The 17,739-nt window shown below is 45.7% G+C and carries 15 protein-coding genes and 1 pseudogene; 7 read left to right on the forward strand and 9 right to left on the reverse strand.

Going from position 1 to position 17,739, the window contains the following annotated elements; genetic code table 11:
• Positions 1-70, forward strand: a pseudogene (locus ABR397_RS08465) (RNA-guided endonuclease InsQ/TnpB family protein); the annotation flags it as partial.
• A gap of 128 nt (positions 71-198) precedes the next feature.
• Complete coding sequence (locus tag ABR397_RS08470) at positions 199-978, forward strand: ImmA/IrrE family metallo-endopeptidase (RefSeq protein WP_350305351.1); 780 nt, start codon at positions 199-201, stop codon at positions 976-978.
• 96 nt (positions 979-1,074) lie between these two features.
• On the opposite strand, the gene exbD is transcribed toward ABR397_RS08470, so the two are convergent.
• Together exbD and exbB are read right to left on the reverse strand one after the other, a co-directional pair.
• The gene (gene exbD, locus ABR397_RS08475; protein WP_350305352.1) at positions 1,075-1,503 is read right to left on the reverse strand and encodes a TonB system transport protein ExbD; all 429 of its coding nucleotides are present in this window, start codon (positions 1,501-1,503) and stop codon (positions 1,075-1,077) included.
• A gap of 3 nt (positions 1,504-1,506) precedes the next feature.
• The gene (gene exbB / locus ABR397_RS08480) at positions 1,507-2,478 is read right to left on the reverse strand and encodes a tonB-system energizer ExbB (protein ID WP_350305425.1); all 972 of its coding nucleotides are present in this window, start codon (positions 2,476-2,478) and stop codon (positions 1,507-1,509) included.
• Positions 2,479-2,831: 353 nt separating this feature from the next.
• On the opposite strand from exbB, the gene metC reads away from it, so the two are divergent.
• The 4 genes from metC to dkgA all read left to right on the forward strand — a co-directional run bounded on the left by metC (position 2,832) and on the right by dkgA (position 6,862).
• On the forward strand, positions 2,832-4,025 hold the full coding sequence (metC, locus tag ABR397_RS08485; RefSeq protein ID WP_350305353.1) for a cystathionine beta-lyase: 1,194 nt from the start codon (positions 2,832-2,834) through the stop codon (positions 4,023-4,025).
• 96 nt (positions 4,026-4,121) lie between these two features.
• Complete coding sequence (gene abiEi / locus ABR397_RS08490; RefSeq protein WP_350305354.1) at positions 4,122-4,658, forward strand: type IV toxin-antitoxin system AbiEi family antitoxin; 537 nt, start codon at positions 4,122-4,124, stop codon at positions 4,656-4,658.
• 369 nt (positions 4,659-5,027) lie between these two features.
• A complete protein-coding gene (locus ABR397_RS08495; RefSeq protein ID WP_350305355.1) occupies positions 5,028-5,699 on the forward strand; it encodes a DedA family protein in 672 nt (223 codons plus the stop codon).
• 290 nt (positions 5,700-5,989) lie between these two features.
• Positions 5,990-6,862, forward strand: a complete 873-nt coding sequence (gene dkgA / locus ABR397_RS08500; RefSeq protein ID WP_350305356.1) for a 2,5-didehydrogluconate reductase DkgA — start codon at positions 5,990-5,992, stop codon at positions 6,860-6,862.
• 80 nt (positions 6,863-6,942) lie between these two features.
• On the opposite strand, the gene ftsP is transcribed toward dkgA, so the two are convergent.
• The 7 genes from ftsP to nudF all read right to left on the reverse strand — a co-directional run bounded on the left by ftsP (position 6,943) and on the right by nudF (position 16,045).
• Positions 6,943-8,361 (reverse strand): cell division protein FtsP, encoded by a 1,419-nt coding sequence (gene ftsP, locus ABR397_RS08505; protein WP_350305357.1) that lies wholly within the window; start codon positions 8,359-8,361, stop codon positions 6,943-6,945.
• Between the two features lie 291 nt (positions 8,362-8,652).
• Entirely contained in the window at positions 8,653-9,396 is a 744-nt protein-coding gene (locus ABR397_RS08510) for a 1-acylglycerol-3-phosphate O-acyltransferase (RefSeq protein ID WP_350305358.1), read from the reverse strand.
• A gap of 55 nt (positions 9,397-9,451) precedes the next feature.
• The gene (gene parC / locus ABR397_RS08515; RefSeq protein ID WP_350305359.1) at positions 9,452-11,713 is read right to left on the reverse strand and encodes a DNA topoisomerase IV subunit A; all 2,262 of its coding nucleotides are present in this window, start codon (positions 11,711-11,713) and stop codon (positions 9,452-9,454) included.
• A 43-nt stretch (positions 11,714-11,756) separates the two neighbouring features.
• The gene (gene parE, locus ABR397_RS08520; RefSeq protein ID WP_350305360.1) at positions 11,757-13,652 is read right to left on the reverse strand and encodes a DNA topoisomerase IV subunit B; all 1,896 of its coding nucleotides are present in this window, start codon (positions 13,650-13,652) and stop codon (positions 11,757-11,759) included.
• 72 nt (positions 13,653-13,724) lie between these two features.
• The gene (gene yqiA, locus ABR397_RS08525) at positions 13,725-14,333 is read right to left on the reverse strand and encodes an esterase YqiA (RefSeq protein WP_350305361.1); all 609 of its coding nucleotides are present in this window, start codon (positions 14,331-14,333) and stop codon (positions 13,725-13,727) included.
• A 131-nt stretch (positions 14,334-14,464) separates the two neighbouring features.
• Positions 14,465-15,304 (reverse strand): 3',5'-cyclic-AMP phosphodiesterase, encoded by an 840-nt coding sequence (cpdA, locus tag ABR397_RS08530; protein WP_350305362.1) that lies wholly within the window; start codon positions 15,302-15,304, stop codon positions 14,465-14,467.
• Positions 15,305-15,415: 111 nt separating this feature from the next.
• Positions 15,416-16,045 (reverse strand): ADP-ribose diphosphatase, encoded by a 630-nt coding sequence (gene nudF, locus ABR397_RS08535; protein ID WP_350305363.1) that lies wholly within the window; start codon positions 16,043-16,045, stop codon positions 15,416-15,418.
• Positions 16,046-16,262: 217 nt separating this feature from the next.
• On the opposite strand from nudF, the gene tolC reads away from it, so the two are divergent.
• On the forward strand, positions 16,263-17,654 hold the full coding sequence (gene tolC / locus ABR397_RS08540; protein WP_350305364.1) for an outer membrane channel protein TolC: 1,392 nt from the start codon (positions 16,263-16,265) through the stop codon (positions 17,652-17,654).
• Positions 17,655-17,739: the final 85 nt, after the last annotated feature.

Raw genomic sequence — 17,739 nt, forward strand, 5'->3', positions numbered from 1 at the left:
AGCGGCGGGACTCGTCGTTTCTGCCCATGGAGGCCAGTGTAAATCCGTCACACAGACGGTTGCGGCCTAGGAAGTGGGAAGCCTCGCCCGACAGGGCGGGGAGCAGTCACAATAGCAACAAAATTAGCAGCACTTGCAAAGGCTGATTTATACAGACGATTAATCGTCGTTTTCGAAGAAAACCTAAATTTACCCCCCGTGTTATTTCCTGAATTAAAAGCAAATTCCCCGGAAGAAACTGAACGAGCGGCAGAAAAATGTCGGATTGATTGGGGATTGGGATTTGGGCCAATTGAAAACGTGACACGTCTGGCTGAAAAGCTAGGCGCATTTGTTACCTCGTTTGATTCAGTATCTGATGATGTTGACGCGTTATCCGTTCCATTAGATCGACCTTTCATTGTCAGAAATACAGCAAAGAAATCACCATGCCGACAACGGTTTGATATTGCACATGAGATTGGACATCTTGTGCTACACAGCGGAATATCTACTGGTGATAGGATAACCGAATCTCAAGCCAACCAATTTGCCTCTGCCCTACTTTTACCACGAAGTGCAATGGCTAAATATTTCCCGGCCCCGATAGGCGGAAGAATCAACTGGCGAGGTCTAAGTGAGTTCAAATTAACCTGGAAGGTGAGTAAAGCCGCGATTATTTATCGGGCACATCAGCTTTCTCTTTTAACGGATACTCAATACAAAACAGCTTTTTTGGGGCTTAAACGCAAGGGCGAAGCTATCGAGGAAAAAGAGGATTATCTTATTCCCCATGAGAAACCTGAATTATTTCATCGAGCAATAAAAGTGCTTATTAATGATGTTTGTATCAATATTGAAGCACTAGCCAAGCGTTTGAAAATTACAGTGCCAATGCTGCTTGAACTGGCTAACGATAGTTCACTTTATGAGCTTAAAGATCAGACCGATTCTGTGAACGTCATTTCAATGTTTTCATATCGATCCAAAATAGCGTGATTATTCCCTACCCTGATCAAATTAGGCTCTCATTACGCGAACCAATTATCCTTTAATCTCAACCGCGCTTTCCAGCGCGGTTATTTATTGGAAGAATCAGTGACCCGATGAAACCGCTTCCATTCCCACCAATCCCACTTTCAAATAGCCCGATTTACGCAGAGCATCCATCACACTCATCAGTGTTTCATAATCCACGGTTTTATCAGCCTGAAAGAAAATTGTTGTCTCTTTATTGGATTGAGTTGTCTGATCCAATACCGCCGCCAGAGTATCATGATCTACCTGTTGATCTCCGACGTAAAGCTGACGATCAGCCTTAACTGTCAGGAATACCGGTTTTTCAGGACGGGGTTGCGGTTTCGCCGACGACGCGGGTAAATCCACTTTAATATCAACGGTTGCCAGTGGTGCCGCTACCATGAAGATAATCAGCAGCACCAACATCACGTCAATAAATGGTGTGACGTTGATTTCGTGCAATTCGCCGCTATCGTCCAAATCCTCATTAAGACGCATTGCCATAAATCACCTTGTCTTGCTATTTGCCAAATCCAGATCACGACCAAGCAGTAACAATGCCTGTGCCGCCATATCACCAACCTGACCACGGTAAGACGCGATCATACGGGCGAAGATGTTATAAATCACAACAGCCGGAATCGCCGCTACCAGGCCAAGCGCTGTCGCTAACAACGCTTCCGCGATACCCGGCGCCACTACCGCGAGGTTAGTTGTCTGTGAGTGTGCGATACCAATAAAGCTGTTCATGATCCCCCACACCGTACCAAACAGACCCACGAAAGGAGAAATCGCGCCAATAGTCGCCAAATAGCCGTTACCACGCCCCATATGACGGCTGAGAGCCGCAACTGAGCGTTCCAGACGAAAAGAGACACGTTCTTTTGTGCTGTTCAGATCAGTACTCTCAGAAGATAACTGGCGTTCTGCCTGTGCTTCACTCAGCAGTAAACGGCTGATACTGAGTTTACTGAAACCTTCTGCAATTTCCGCTGCCTGATCAAGACTCTTAACTTCCGCCAGAGCCAATTGCTCTTTACGTAAACGACGACCGGCAGCCAGCAGTTCAGCTCCTTTTGAGAAGAACAGAGCCCAAGTAATAACAGAGGCAATCACCAGACCAACCATTACGGTCTTAACAACAATGTCAGCGTTCTTATACATGCCCCAGATAGACAAATCAGTAGCAAAACCACTGGAAAGATTGGTTTCATCGGCTGAAACGTTAGGCACAGCGATATCAGTGGCAACCGGAGTCACTTGAGTAGAATCTGTAGCGGGTGCAGTTTGCGGCGCAACCTGATTTGCCGACGGTGTGGTTGTACCCGAAGTTGTTGAGGTAGCCGCCGGAGCAGATGCTGCAATCTGTGCGGTTTTTGTTGTGGTATTGTTGTCTGTTGCAGATGCTGGTGTTGTATCAGCCAACGCTGAACCTGTCAGCCCGAACGCTAAGATAATTGAAGCAGTCAAATTACGCATCAGTTGGCCTTTACTCCCTTTCTTATAAACCTTGTTATTTAGCAGTGAATTACCTTTCGTCATCTCACTAACCTTATTTACGCTGAGTCTTAACTCATCTTCAACAAATTGAATGAAAATGAAGGCTGATGATATCAAACATTAAGCGATTTGATAGTAATTATCATTATTGTTTAATAAAAAAGTGTTACCCCTTCACAAAATAAAGTCAAAGAAACCTCACACTCCGGTAATCAGATGAATTTTCGTCAAGTTGGCCTAATCCTTTTGTACAAAAAGGCCTAAATATTTTAACGTGTTCACTCTATTTTTTTACACCATTTCAAATTTTGAAATTAAGGTGGCAATGGATCATGACAGAAAAAAAACTGGAAACTTCACTGGTCAATGCGGGCAGAAGCCGTAAATTTACTCAAGGCGCAGTCAATCCGATCATTCAACGAACATCATCTGTAATTTTCGATTCGGTCGCATCCAAAAGGCAGGCAACACACAACTGCGCCAATGGCGAACTGTTTTATGGCCGACGTGGCACACAAACCCATTTCTCTTTTCAGGAAGCCATGGCTGAACTGGAAGGGGGCGCAGGCTGTACGCTTTATCCTTCTGGCGCCGCCGCGATCAGCAACGCCATCCTCTCTTTTGCCGCCGCCGGCGATCATATTCTGTTAACTGGTTCAGCTTACGACCCGACACAAGGCTTTTGTGACAAGATATTGTCACGGATGAATATAACTACCGATTATTTCGATCCGATGATTGGCGAGAAGATTGCTGAACTGATTAAGCCCAATACCAAAGTGGTGTTTCTTGAATCCCCAGGCTCAATCACCATGGAAGTACAGGATATTCCGGCGATTGTCCGTACGGTACGGCAAGTCAATCCAGATATTGTCATCATGATCGATAATACCTGGGCCGCAGGTGTGCTGTTTAAGGCACTGGCGTTCGGCATCGATATTTCTATTCAATCCGGCACCAAATACATTGTTGGTCACTCAGATGCAATGTTAGGTATTGCCGTCGCAAACGAACGCTGTTGGGTGCAACTGCGGGAAAGCTCCTACTTGATGGGGCAAATGGCGGATGCCGATACGGTATATATGGCAAGTCGCGGCTTGCGGACTTTGGCAATTCGCCTGAAACAGCATGAAAAAAGCAGTATCGAGATAGCGCAGTGGCTGCAACAGAGATCCGAGGTTGCAGCAGTCTATCATCCAGCCCTACCCTCCTGCCCCGGCCACGACAATTTCATCCGCGATTTTAGCGGCAGTAATGGCCTGTTCTCTTTTCAATTGAAAGAAAGGTTAACACACCAGCAATTCTCAAATTATCTGGATAATTTTCACCATTTTAAAATGGCATTTTCATGGGGTGGTTTCGAATCGCTGATCCTGGGTTATCAACCAGAAGAGATAAAAACAATGCGCCAGTACGATGCCCCACAAAAAACAGGCACCCTGTTCCGCTTGCATGTCGGGCTGGAAAATGTTCAGGATTTGATTGATGACTTAGCTGAGGGATTTAGTCGAATTTTTGCTGATTAATCTTATTGTTTTCATGTTGCATTTAAGTTTAGTATTTTTGAGCAAGCGCATCAAGTGGACATTAACACCACGAATACATAGAGCTACTGTCTACTAATGGATAGATCCACTGCACTCAATCGATTAACTGACTGGGACAAAAAAGGACGATATATCTTCACCCTTGCCGATCTCAGAAAAATCTTTCCTGAAGATGGCACTAAAACACTTCAGGCAGGCTTAAATCGCCTGGTTAAAGAATCGGTGCTCTTGCGGCCTGTACGCGGAGTTTATCTATTTAACTTTGCTCACAGCCGCGATAGTTACACCATTGAACATATCGCCAAAGCACTACGACGCGGTGAGTACAACTACGTTAGCCTTGAATCCGCATTAAGTGAATATGGGATCATTTCACAGATCCCTATCGACAGACTCACCGTGATGACAACAGGCAGGAAAGGTGTTTATTACACTCCACTTGGCACTATTGAATTCATCCATACTAAACGCCAACAGGAAGATATTTTAGCCAGTATCACGCAAACAGGCCGCCCTTTAAGACTCGCCAAACCTGAATGTGCACTACGTGACTTAAAGCGAGTTGGTCGCAATATCCATTTAGTCAATAAACAGGAACTCATATTTACCTGAAATCATTAAAGGTGATGCCTTTCGTAATGAAATGATGCGTTTTATCCCTCATGATGTGCAAGAACGTACGCTGCACAAAGAAAAGTTTTTTATATTTTTAACGACTGAAATTACTGACCTGCTACAACAAGTACAAGATGTATTAAACCGTAGCTTAACATCCGAGAACGAATTCAATATGTAGATAAGTTAATTATATTTATGTGCAGATAAATTTTCATGTTGTTCTGGTTTCTTGTCAAAGCTGTCGTGGTAAACCAATAAAGCCATTAATCAAGGATCAAGCAAGCCATGGTTAAGATTTTACGGTAAACTGACTTTATATATGCAAATGAAATAAATTTACTTATAACAGTCACAGGATCAGCAATGGAAGTACTAAACGAGATCATGCAGGCATTATGGCAGCATGATTTTTCCAAACTTGCCAACCCCGATGTTCTCTGGATTATTTATGGCATTCTGTTTGCAACACTGGTTCTGGAAAATGGTTTATTACCCGCCGCTTTTCTGCCCGGTGATACGCTCTTAATCCTCGCCGGTGCGTTGATTGCCAAAGGGGTAATGAGTTTTATCCCAACCGTTTTCATATTAACAACCGCGGCAAGTATCGGTTGCTGGCTCGGCTACCTTCAAGGAAGATGGCTTGGTGATACTCAACGGGTTAAAGGTTGGCTGGCGCAACTTCCCATTCAGTACCGCCAACGGGCCAATATGCTGTTTTTCAAACACGGTCTGGCCGCTTTGCTGATTGGCCGTTTTCTGGCTTTTGTCCGTACTCTGTTACCAACACTGGCAGGTATATCCGGGCTCAACAATAAGCGTTTTCAAATTTTTAACTGGCTGAGTGGCTTACTGTGGGTAAGCGCCATGGTCGGGTTTGGCTATCTCCTCAATCAGATCCCGTTCATTAAAAACCACCAAGATCTGGTGATAAACATTTTGATCATTTTACCCATCGTGCTGTTGTTAAGTGGTTTAATCGCCTCTCTGCTGATGTACTGGCGCCACAGAAAAATCACTGCGGTAAAACGTAAATAAAAGTCATTATGGTTTACAAGCCGCAACAGGATTTTTATTCTTAACTTAATGCGTCAATATTATGTGAACCGCGGCCCAGTCAATGGGTGATATTCCTGGTGCCGCTGCTCCATAAAACCGGTCAATTCATGTATTGAGCCATATCTTAGTTAAAATGCATGGCTTAGATCACGCCTGTCGTATTACTTTCTTCAATTACCTTTAACATCAACTTAATATCAACCACCCTGTTATGAGGCTACGTTATTAATTTTAGCTAATTATTTTAAATCTATCTTTAGGAGGCAGTCATGGACAATCAACCAATCATCAGACTCGCTGATGGAAACCATATGCCACAATTGGGGCTTGGGTCATGGGCCGCAGATAATCAACAGGTAGTTACCACAATCCATGCTGCTCTGGATATCGGTTATCGGGCAATTGACACCGCAGCTATTTACAATAATGAGAAAGGAGTAGGTAAAGCGTTGCAAGAAACAGATATCCCTCGTGAAGATATCTTTGTTACAACTAAGTTGTGGAATAACAAGCATCAAGATGTTCGCGCCGCTTTGACAGAAAGTCTGGAAAAGTTGCAACTGGATTATATTGATCTTTATCTGATGCACTGGCCTGCACCACCGCAGGATCAATATGTAGAAGCCTGGCAGCAATTTATTGAATTACAGAAAGAGGGGCTTATCCGCAGTATCGGGGTTTCTAACTTCCATACCGAGCACCTCCAACGGCTGATCAATGAAACCGGCGTCCACCCTGTGATTAATCAGGTCGAATTACACCCACTACTGCAACAACGCCAGCTCCATGCCTGGAACGCCACTCACAATATTGTTACCGAATCTTGGAGTCCGCTGGCACAAGGTGGTGAAGGCGTATTTGATAATCCATTGGTTCAACATCTTGCACAAAAGTACAGTAAGACACCGGCTCAGATAGTTATCCGCTGGCACATTGATAACGGTATGATTGTGATCCCAAAATCAACCACGTTATCAAGACTCAGAGAGAATTTTGAGGTGTTCGACTTCAAATTGGACAAAGAAGATCTGACCGCTATGATGACACTGGATATCGGCAAACGTCTGGGGCCATCCCCTGAGACATTCGTTGATTTCAGTGAGTTCAGTCATCTTCTTGATTACATTGACTCCAATGATTAATGCCGAATTCACATAACGATAATAGACCAGAAGAACCAAAACGTGCGCGGTATTAATACCGCGCACCAAATTTTGATTCACTAATTGGCAGGTATGGTCACTAACTGCCCCACAGAGCCGCGATCGGCCATTTCCAAGATCTGGCTGTAATACAGGAATGGGAAGTGTTTATAAGATGGTTGGTTCATATAAACCAGTAATTCCACGCGCCCATCAACCCAGACAGTATCTTTCCAACCATAATCCTGTGGCTGAGGCGTCTCACCATTGCGATTAATCACTTTAAACTGTACACCGCCAATATGAAACGGCTGTGGAGAGGAGGCATTCACGATCCAACGCTCCCATGTTCCCTGCTGGCTGGTAATATCTACCCGGTTCATATCCCACAACACACCGTTAATTCCCGGCGTATTACCATCAAGATAAATTTCCCGGTTACGGATTGCGTTAGAAACCGGCATAACATCATCGACCAAACGGGATGGCAAGGCATCTGTCACCAAAGATAACAAACCTGTCGGTTTAATGGTCAAAACAGTGCTGGAAATCAGCATAGTAGATGGTTCAAACAACCCACGCAGCCTGTCAAGTATGCCAGCTGATTCACCTGCGGTAACAGAAACTTCATTCCCTTCAGACATATCAATCAATACTTCACGCCGTTCACCTGGCGCAAGGAACAGTTGCGGAACCGCTACCGGCGCAGGCAACAGCCCCAAATCGGTGCCTATCATATAGAAAGGACGACCATCACTGATCTGTAACTGATATCGGCGGGCATTGGATGCATTCAGTAAACGCAGACGGATCCAACCACGAGATACCTCAATAAAAGGATTCTGTACGCCATTAACCAACAATGTATTACCGATAAACCCACCACCCACGACGGGTTGATACTCAGGAACACCAAAATTATCCAGCCGTTTGTCCTGCAAAATAACCGGGAGGTCATTAACACCATAATGTTTTGGCAACGGTAAATTACGGCTGGTTTCATCTTCCACCAGCCACATGCCAGCCAAACCGTTATAAATATGGGGCGCCATCCGGTTAGGTGTATTGGCATGATACCAACAAGTCGCCGCCTGCTGACGAATAGGCAACACCGGCGACCAGTCAGCTCCTGGAGAAATTTGACGGGCGATCCCACCGGTCAGCGTTCCCGGTAATTGCAATCCGCTGACGGTCATCGAAACCGACTCCGCCAACCGATTACTGTATATCAGTTTGACATCATCGTTTTTATGAACCCGAACCGTCGGACCAAGATATTGACCATTAATCCCCCATACACTGGTTTTATATTGCCCATCAAAAGTCCAGTGCGCTTTTTGTAAAGTCAGAAATAGCGGCTGCCCACCACGGGATTCCAATAAAGGCGGAATCGGCAAAGCAGTTTGCTGATTTTTGCTGGCCCTAACCACAAAAGGAGCGGCTCCGATACACATTGCCAAGCCTGATGCCTGCATAAATTGGCGCCGACTAAATGACATATTTTCTCCGCGACAAACCTAATGAAATTCCGGGTATCATGCGCCTCAGAAATACCTGAAATATTGCAATCATTCACCTGGAAGCTAATAACTCATTATTGAAGTTATTAAAGTTTATTATCCTTTTGATTGCATTTAATAAAAATATTATTTATCAAGCGCTCATCATAACGCGAATAGACCGAGAATTAAACTATTCGAATGCGTTACACGAATCTATCCCTGTAAGCAATCAGTACATATCATTTCTATCAATACATTGTGGACACGGACAACAGGCAAAATAACCTATTATGAGTACTTACCTAGTTCCTTCATTGCAGCTAATTCCTCATCCAGAGCGTCTATTTTGTCTTTCATCATCTGATGGCAATACTCTGCCAATTCACGCACCTGCTCTTTGGTATAGCCAGAAGTATCAATGGGCGGCAACATTTCCACAATGACTGTGCCATTATTCCAGCGATTCAACTTAATATTGCCATTAGTGATGGAAGAGACACAAACCGGGACAATCGACACTCCCGCAGAGATAGCGGCATGGAAAGCGCCGGTTTTAAACGGCAGTAAGCCACGGCCACGGCTGCGCGTCCCTTCCGGGAACATCCAGACAGAAATATGGCGTTCTTGAATCTGCTCGACAACCTGGGCAATAGTGCCATGTGCTTTAGCACGGTTATTTCGATCAATCAGAATATTACCTGCCAGCCAATAAAGCTGACCAAAAAATGGGATCAGCACCAGACTTTTTTTACCTACTGTCACTGTACCCGGCTGAACCGCGTTGGACATGGTTATCATGTCATAGTTGTTCTGATGGTTGCCTATATAGATACTCGGACCATAATTTTTAGCGTCAGCAGGAATACGCTCAATTATTTTGATGCCAAATATTTTCGACAACCGACCAAACATATTACCAAATACCATGACATGGTCCGGATTACGTGGTCTGAATAAACAGTAAATACCACCGAATAGACACACCACAATTGAAAACAGAATAACAATAATGCCACGAATAATAGCTAACATAGCTGCCTCTTGTTTAACGGGCCTCGCTCAAGCCCGTTAGTTTCATTTAATTTCACTATTTAGTTACACCGATAGCCGAGGGGGGTGTATCAACCTGAACCCGCTCAACACGTTGCAACCCACGAGGTAGAGATGTCCCTTTACGCCCACGCTCTGCACGGAATTTCTGTAAATCCTCAGGACGCAGAGTTAGTTTACGTTTACCAAAGTAAAGTGTAATTGACGATTGTGGCGGTAGTATCAATAACCAACTCAATAGATCATTTTCTGACGCTGACTGAACAGAGATGATCTTATTCCCTTTCCCTTTAGAAAGCTGAGGTAAATCCGCAACCGGGAACATTAACATCCGGCCTGCGCTGGTGATTGCCAGCAGCATATCATCCTGCGCGTTATTTAATTCCAGCGGTGTCATGACGCCAGCATTTTCCGGCAATGTAATCAGTGCCTTACCCGCCCGGTTTTTGGCTACCAAATCACTAAAAGTACAGATAAAACCGTAACCGGCATCAGATGCCATCAAAAATTTCTGTTCATCAGGCGCCATCAGCACATGTTCTACTGTCGCACCCGCAGGCAGAGTCAATTTACCCGTCAGTGGCTCCCCTTGACCTCTGGCAGAAGGCATATCCCGCGGATCAAGAGAGTAACTGCGGCCCGTTGTATCAATAAAAACCACCGGCTGATTGCTCTTACCACGAGCAGCGCCACGGAAGCTGTCGCCCGCTTTGTAATTCAGCCCAGCCGGATCGATCTCATGACCTTTCGCACTACGCACCCAACCCATCTCTGACAGTACGATGGTCACCGGCTCACAAGGTGTAATGTCGTGCTCGCTCATGGCCTTGGCTTCATCGCGTTCTCTCATTGGAGAACGGCGTTTATCGCCATAAGTCGCCGCATCAGCAATAATCTCTTTCTTCAATAACGTGTTCAGTTTGCGCTCAGAACCTAAAATTGCCTGTAACTTATCACGCTCTTTCGCCAATTCATTCTGCTCACCACGGATTTTCACCTCTTCCAATTTAGCTAAGTGACGTAATTTCAGCTCCAGAATGGCTTCCGTCTGAGTCTCACTTAAACCAAAACGTTCCATTAACACCGGTTTTGGCTCATCCTCACTACGAATAATGTGGATGACTTCATCAATATTGAGAAACGCGATCAATAAGCCTTCCAGCACATGCAAGCGTTTAAGGACTTTTTCCAGACGATGGTTCAAACGTTTACGTACAGTTTCACGGCGGAATACCAGCCATTCGGCAAGGATCTCAACCAAACCTTTTACGGTCGGGCGGTTATCCAATCCGATCATATTCAGGTTGACGCGATAACTCTTTTCCAGATCGGTTGTCGCAAACAGGTGGTTCATTACCTGCTCCACATCTACCCGGTTTGTCCGGGGAACAATCACCAGCCGAGTTGGATTTTCATGATCAGATTCATCACGTAAATCATCAACCATAGGCAATTTTTTAGCCCGCATCTGGTTGGCGATCTGTTCCAGCACTTTGGCGCCAGAAACCTGATGTGGCAGCGCAGTGATCACCACATTGCCATCTTCTTTTGACCAAACGGAACGCATTCGTACCGAACCGCGGCCACTTTTATAAATTTTACGGATATCTTCATGCGACGTGATGATCTCCGCTTCGGTCGGATAATCAGGACCTTTAACATGTTCCATCAGCTCATCAAGGGAGCTTTGCGGCTTATCCAGCAACGTTATCAATGCATTAGCCACTTCACAGGCGTTATGAGGCGGGATATCTGTCGCCATACCTACCGCAATACCGGTGGTGCCATTCAGCAAAATATTTGGCAAACGCGCCGGCAGCATTTTCGGTTCCTGCAACGTGCCGTCAAAGTTCGGCACCCAGTCAACCGTGCCGTGACCTAATTCCGTCAGCAACAACTCTGCATATTTGGACAAGCGGGATTCTGTATAACGCATCGCGGCGAAAGATTTAGGATCATCCGGCGCCCCCCAGTTCCCTTGTCCATCCACCAACGGATAACGGTAAGAGAATGGCTGCGCCATCAGTACCATCGCTTCATAACAGGCACCATCACTATGTGGATGGTATTTACCCAATACATCACCTACGGTACGGGCGGATTTCTTAAATTTAGCAGTATTGTTCAGTCCAAGTTCCGACATGGCATAAACAATACGGCGCTGAACCGGTTTCAAACCGTCACCAATAAAAGGCAGCGCCCTGTCCATGATGACGTACATGGAGTAGTTCAGATAGGCATTTTCAGTAAACGAGTGGAGCGGCAAACGCTCCACACCATCGTGAGTTATCTCACTCATTCGTTAATTTCCTCAGAATCTTCTTTGACTATCCCTGTGGGCGTTACACTTCAATTTCCACAGTATCACCCTTATCTTGCAGCCAATTACGGCGATCTTCTGAACGCTTCTTCGCCAGAAGCATATCCATCACAGAAAAGGTTTTCTGGTAGTTTTCATCATTGATAGTCAATTGCACCAGACGGCGGGTATTCGGGTCTAACGTCGTTTCACGCAGTTGCAGCGGGTTCATCTCACCCAACCCTTTAAAGCGCTGTACGTTAGGCTTACCCCGTTTTCGGCTCAGGCGATCAAGCACCGCGCTCTTTTCCTCTTCATCCAGTGCGTAATACACTTCTTTACCCAAATCAATACGATATAAAGGCGGCATAGCCATATAAACATGGCCATTCTTAACCAATGTTGGGAAGTGGCGGACAAACAATGCACACAACAGCGTCGCAATATGTAAGCCATCCGAGTCGGCATCCGCCAGAATACAAACTTTACCATAGCGTAACTGGCTGAGATCGTTGCTATCCGGATCGATGCCAATAGCAACTGAGATATCATGAACTTCCTGTGACGCTAATACTTCATCCGAAGAGACTTCCCAGGTATTCAGAATTTTTCCTTTCAACGGCATGATCGCCTGATACTCACGATCACGGGCCTGTTTCGCCGAGCCGCCCGCAGAATCCCCTTCCACCAAAAATAATTCGGTAAGATTCAGATCCTGTGATGTGCAGTCAGCTAATTTTCCCGGTAACGCAGGGCCACTAGTCAGTTTTTTACGCACAACCTTTTTCGCGGCGCGCATTCTGCGCTGTGCGCTGGCGATCGCCAATTCAGCCAATTGCTCTGCTTCCTGAACATTCTGGTTCAGCCACAAGCTGAAAGCATCTTTGACGACACCAGAAACAAAGGCAGCAGATTTACGGGAAGAAAGACGTTCTTTCGTCTGACCGGCAAATTGCGGGTCCTGCATTTTTACAGACAGAACGTAAGCACAGCGATCCCAGATATCATCAGCAGAAAGCTTCACACCACGTGGCAGGATATTGCGGAATTCACAAAATTCACGCATGGCATCCAGTAACCCCTGACGCAACCCGTTTACATGGGTTCCCCCCTGCATCGTCGGGATCAGGTTCACATAACTTTCAGCCAGCAGCTCTCCCCCTTCCGGCAACCAGAGCAGCGCCCAGTCAACCGCTTCGGTTTCACCGCTGAAAGTACCGACAAAAGGGGTTTCCGGCAATGTTATCAGACCATTAACCGCCGCCATTAGATAGTCGGTCAGACCATCGGCATAACACCATTTTTGCTCGGTATCGTTGATTTTATCTTTAAAAACAATTTCCACCCCCGGACACAAAACCGCCTTCGCTTTCAGCAAATGCGTCAGACGGGAAACTGAGAAACGTGGGCTGTCAAAGAAACTTTCATCAGGCCAGAAGTGAACGCTGGTACCGGTATTGCGTTTACCACAACTGCCGATCACCGCCAGCTCCTGCACTTTATCGCCATTCTCAAAAGCGATTTGGTAAACCTGGCTGTCACGACGGACGGTGACTTCAATCCGCTTGGACAAAGCGTTAACCACAGAGATCCCCACACCGTGAAGACCACCGGAAAACTGATAGTTTTTATTAGAAAATTTACCGCCGGCATGTAAGCGGCTCAGGATCAGTTCAACCGCTGAAACCCCTTCTTCCTGATGAATATCAACCGGCATACCACGGCCATCATCAATGACCGCCAGTGACTGATCGCTATGAAGGATCACTTCAATATGCTTAGCGTGGCCCGCCAAAGCTTCATCCACGCTGTTATCGATCACTTCTTGCGCCAAATGGTTCGGACGAGTTGTATCAGTGTACATCCCCGGACGACGGCGAACCGGCTCCAGACCACTGAGAACCTCAATGGCATCTGCGTTGTAACTAGATTGAGTCATGTTGTAATTCTGTCGGTTGCTTCTTGATTAAAGGGCTAATCAGTTTTGTATACTGTTGATAATACCAGTCGTTCAAACATTTTTGGCAAGTTTTTTCTCGCCATCACTGGAAAACCCAAGAAAGTTGATGATTTGCGGGAAATAGTGCTCAAACCCGATAAAAGTGTGATTACCACCAGATTCAATAGTTTGCTTACATAATACAAGATAGGCAACGGCCTGACGATAATCCAGCACCTCATCCCCGGTTTGCTGCAACAACCAGATAAGATCCGGTGACTCTAGCGGTTCAATATGCATGATGTTGAGATCATGGATATGGCGCTGTTCTAAAGTATACCGTTGATTGGTATAGGGGTTAATATTTTCCCCAAGATAATCCCGCAGTAACTCAAACGGGCGAACAGCCGGATTGACAACAACTGCGGGTAAACTGAAACATTGTGAAAGCCATATCGCCAGATAACCGCCGAGAGAGGAGCCAACAATACCCAAATTATCCCCGGCGCATTCCATCACCAGATTTTCCAGCAGTTCAGCCGCTTCTTCAGGATAAGGCGGTAACTGAGGCACCAACATGTCAATGTCAGGATGATGCTGATGCAGCCACTTTTTCAGGGCATTCGCTTTTACGGATTGCGGGGAACTGTTAAAACCATGCAGATAGAGTAATGTTGACATCAGGCTGTGTCCCTCAATTGTGCGCAAATACCACTGGCCGCTATGCTCCTGTGCGACAAGCCACAAATTATGAGGCTTGGCAGACCCAATAAATAAAGAGTAACACAGCGACTCAAAGAGACAAACACAGCCTAGTATCCATCCGAATCTAAATCAGGGCAGAATTCATTGCTCTCCAGTCTGTGAACCTGAGTTGTCAAACTAAATTCGCCACAGTCAGAAATAGACAATTCGAGATAACGCCATCCTGGCGCGACTGTATCAAGCGTAAAATTAGTGCAGTGTGGCTTGAATTGCACGCTTGTTGATGGTGTCGCCATCATATGGATGCCATTCCAATCCTGATCCATCTCCTGATGGATATGCCCGCAAAGCATCGCTTTAACCCGGGTATAACCTTGCAGATACTGAGCCAAGATATGTGAGTTACGCAAACTATGCTGATCCAGCCAGGTGCAACCCGATAGTAATGGGTGATGATGCAGCAGGATCACCGTGTAGCGTTCAGGATACATATCCAGACACTTTTTCATCCATTCAAGCTGATATTCCGACAGCTCTCCGTGCGGCACGCCCGGTACCTGACTATCAAGCATCAGGAGTTGCCAGCGCTCACCAACCAAAATCTGTTTCGACGGAGAAACGCCTGCGGCCGCCAGGGCATCCACCATAGCAGGCTGGTAATCATGATTACCGGGCAACCAGACACAAGGCGCCGGCAAACGGGCAATACCCACGGCAAAATGCCGGTAGGCTTCCAGCGACTGATCTTGTGCCAAGTCACCTGTCGCAACGATTAAATCAATATCAGCATTTTGTTTGAGGATGGCATCCAGCACCGCGTGGTAACTGCGATAAGTATTGATACCCAACAAAGTCTCTTCTTTGCCGGCAAAAAGATGCGTATCTGTTATTTGCAATATTTTGGCTGTGGTTCCTTCTACCACAGGCAGTTTAAACTGGCTTTCCAAATGGTTTCCTTGTCCTATAAATCATTGGCGGGCATCATAACCCGTTTTAACGCAAGAGATCTGCTGACTGGCACACACTTCCCTTTTCTCGGTTAAAAATCAGGAATTATCTTAATTCCACGATTTTTTTAACTTTTCATGGTGCAATGCTAACCATTGTATCGCAATCACTGAAGCGGCATTATCAATAATTCCCTCTTCCATCCATTGATAAGCCTGTTCACGGCTGACCACGTGTACCCGAATATCTTCATGTTCACCCGACAATCCATGAATACCGGCAGCTTTAGTAGCATCCACTTCACCCACCATTACAGAGATGCGTTCAGTTGTTCCTCCAGGGCTGGAGAGGTAACTCAACACCGGTTTACAACGTTTAACTTCAATTCCCGCCTCTTCCATCGCTTCGCGGCGCACCACACGCTCTACATCCTCGCCCTCTTCAATCATACCGGCAATAATTTCCAGCAACCACGGCGTTGCTTTAGTTTCTATCGCCGGAATTCGTATCTGTTCTATCAGCACGACTTCATCACGGCGTGGATCATAAGGTAACAGAGCCCCTGCATGTCCCCGTTCGAAAACTTCTCGACTGACCTCTTCACTCCAGCCGCCAGCAAACAGACGATGACGGAAGCGGTAATTTGTCAGTTTGAAAAATCCTTTGTACAAACTCTTTTTCGCTATAATTTCCACATCCTGTTTATTCAGCATAACTGGCATAGATGGTTTTTTATTCATGAGATTCTCCTGATATACTTCCTTATTTGCTAGCCACTACATGATATTAATCAAACAGAGTTAAAAAATTCATCTTTTGATGGTGTAAAGTTAAGCTAAATTAAGGCAATATGGCACAAACGGCTACCTTCGACTGATAGCATACTCTGCTAGAATCAGTGATATTTCGTTTTTCATCAAGGCAACAAGCAAAATAGCTGCACAACAAGGAATGCAAATGAAGAAACTGCTCTCCCTTTTTATCGCTATGAGCCTAGCGGGATTTAGCTCTGTCAGTCAGGCTGAAAATCTTTTGCAGGTTTATAAGCAAGCAAAAGAAAGTAATCCTGAACTACGTAAATCAATGGCTGAGCGTAATGCGGCTTTTGAAAAAATTAATGAATCCCGTAGTCCATTATTACCTCAATTGGGATTAAATTCGGGATATACCTATACCAGTGGTTACCGCGATACACGTGATACAGAAAACAATACCTTGAGCGCGAAACTTCAGCTGACTCAAACCATTTTTGATATGTCGAAATGGCGTCAGTTGAACTTACAAGAAAAAACGGCAGGTATTGCTGACGTTACCTACCAGAGCAGTGAACAAAAACTGATTTTGGATAGTGCAACAGCTTATTTCAAAGTACTGCGCGCTATTGATTCACTCTCTTACATTGAAGCGCAGAAAGCAGCTGTTTACCGCCAGTTGGATCAAATCACTCAGCGTTTTAATGTCGGTCTGGTCGCCATTACCGATGTTCAGAACGCCCGGGCTAACTACGATAGCGTACTCGCTCAGGAAGTGGTCGGCCGCAACGATCTGGATAATGCATTGGAAGCTCTGCGTCAGGTAACCGGTACTTATTACCCTCAGTTATCCTCGCTGAATATTGATCGTTTCAAAACGCATAAACCAGAAGCAGTAGATCTTCTGCTGAAAGAAGCGGAGAAACGTAATCTAAGCCTGTTATCCGCCCGTTTAGGTCAGGATCTAGCTCGTGAGCAAATCAAAGCAGCACAAACCGGCCATATGCCAACGATTGGTCTAAACGCCTCTACCGGCGTTTCAAACGTCCAGTCTCACGGCTCCAGCTATGATCTAGGCAGAAAATCCGGCAATGCTTACAATGGCGAAAATAGTGTTGGTCTGACACTCAGCCTGCCAATTTACAGCGGCGGTGCAACCAGTTCCCGCGTTGAACAGGCACAATATGGTTTTGTCAGCGCCAGCGAACAGTTGGAAAGCACCTATCGCAATGTTGTACAGGTTGTCCGTTCCTCTTTTAACAACATATCTGCCTCCATCAGCAGTATCAACGCCTACAAGCAGGTTGTTGTTTCCGCGCAAAGCTCACTGGATGCAATGGAAGCCGGTTATCAGGTCGGTACACGTACCATTGTTGATGTGCTGAATGCGACGACAACGTTGTACGATGCCAAACAGAAACTGTCCAACGCTCGCTATGATTATCTGATTAATCAACTGAACATTCAGCACGCACTTGGCACGCTTAATGAGAACGATTTAGCAGCGCTGAATAATACGCTGGATAAACAGATCTCAACATCAGCCAGCAGTATTGTTCGGGAAACAAGCGCACCCGTAACGTCTGGCCGTAACTAATTCAGTTCTGCTACCTTCACTAATAACAGCCCGCCAGAAAGCGGGCTGTTTTATTTCCTGCCAACGACAATTTGTTCTGAAAGAA

The sequence above is a fragment of the Photorhabdus viridis genome, assembly GCF_040256935.1.
GTDB lineage: Bacteria > Pseudomonadota > Gammaproteobacteria > Enterobacterales > Enterobacteriaceae > Photorhabdus > Photorhabdus viridis.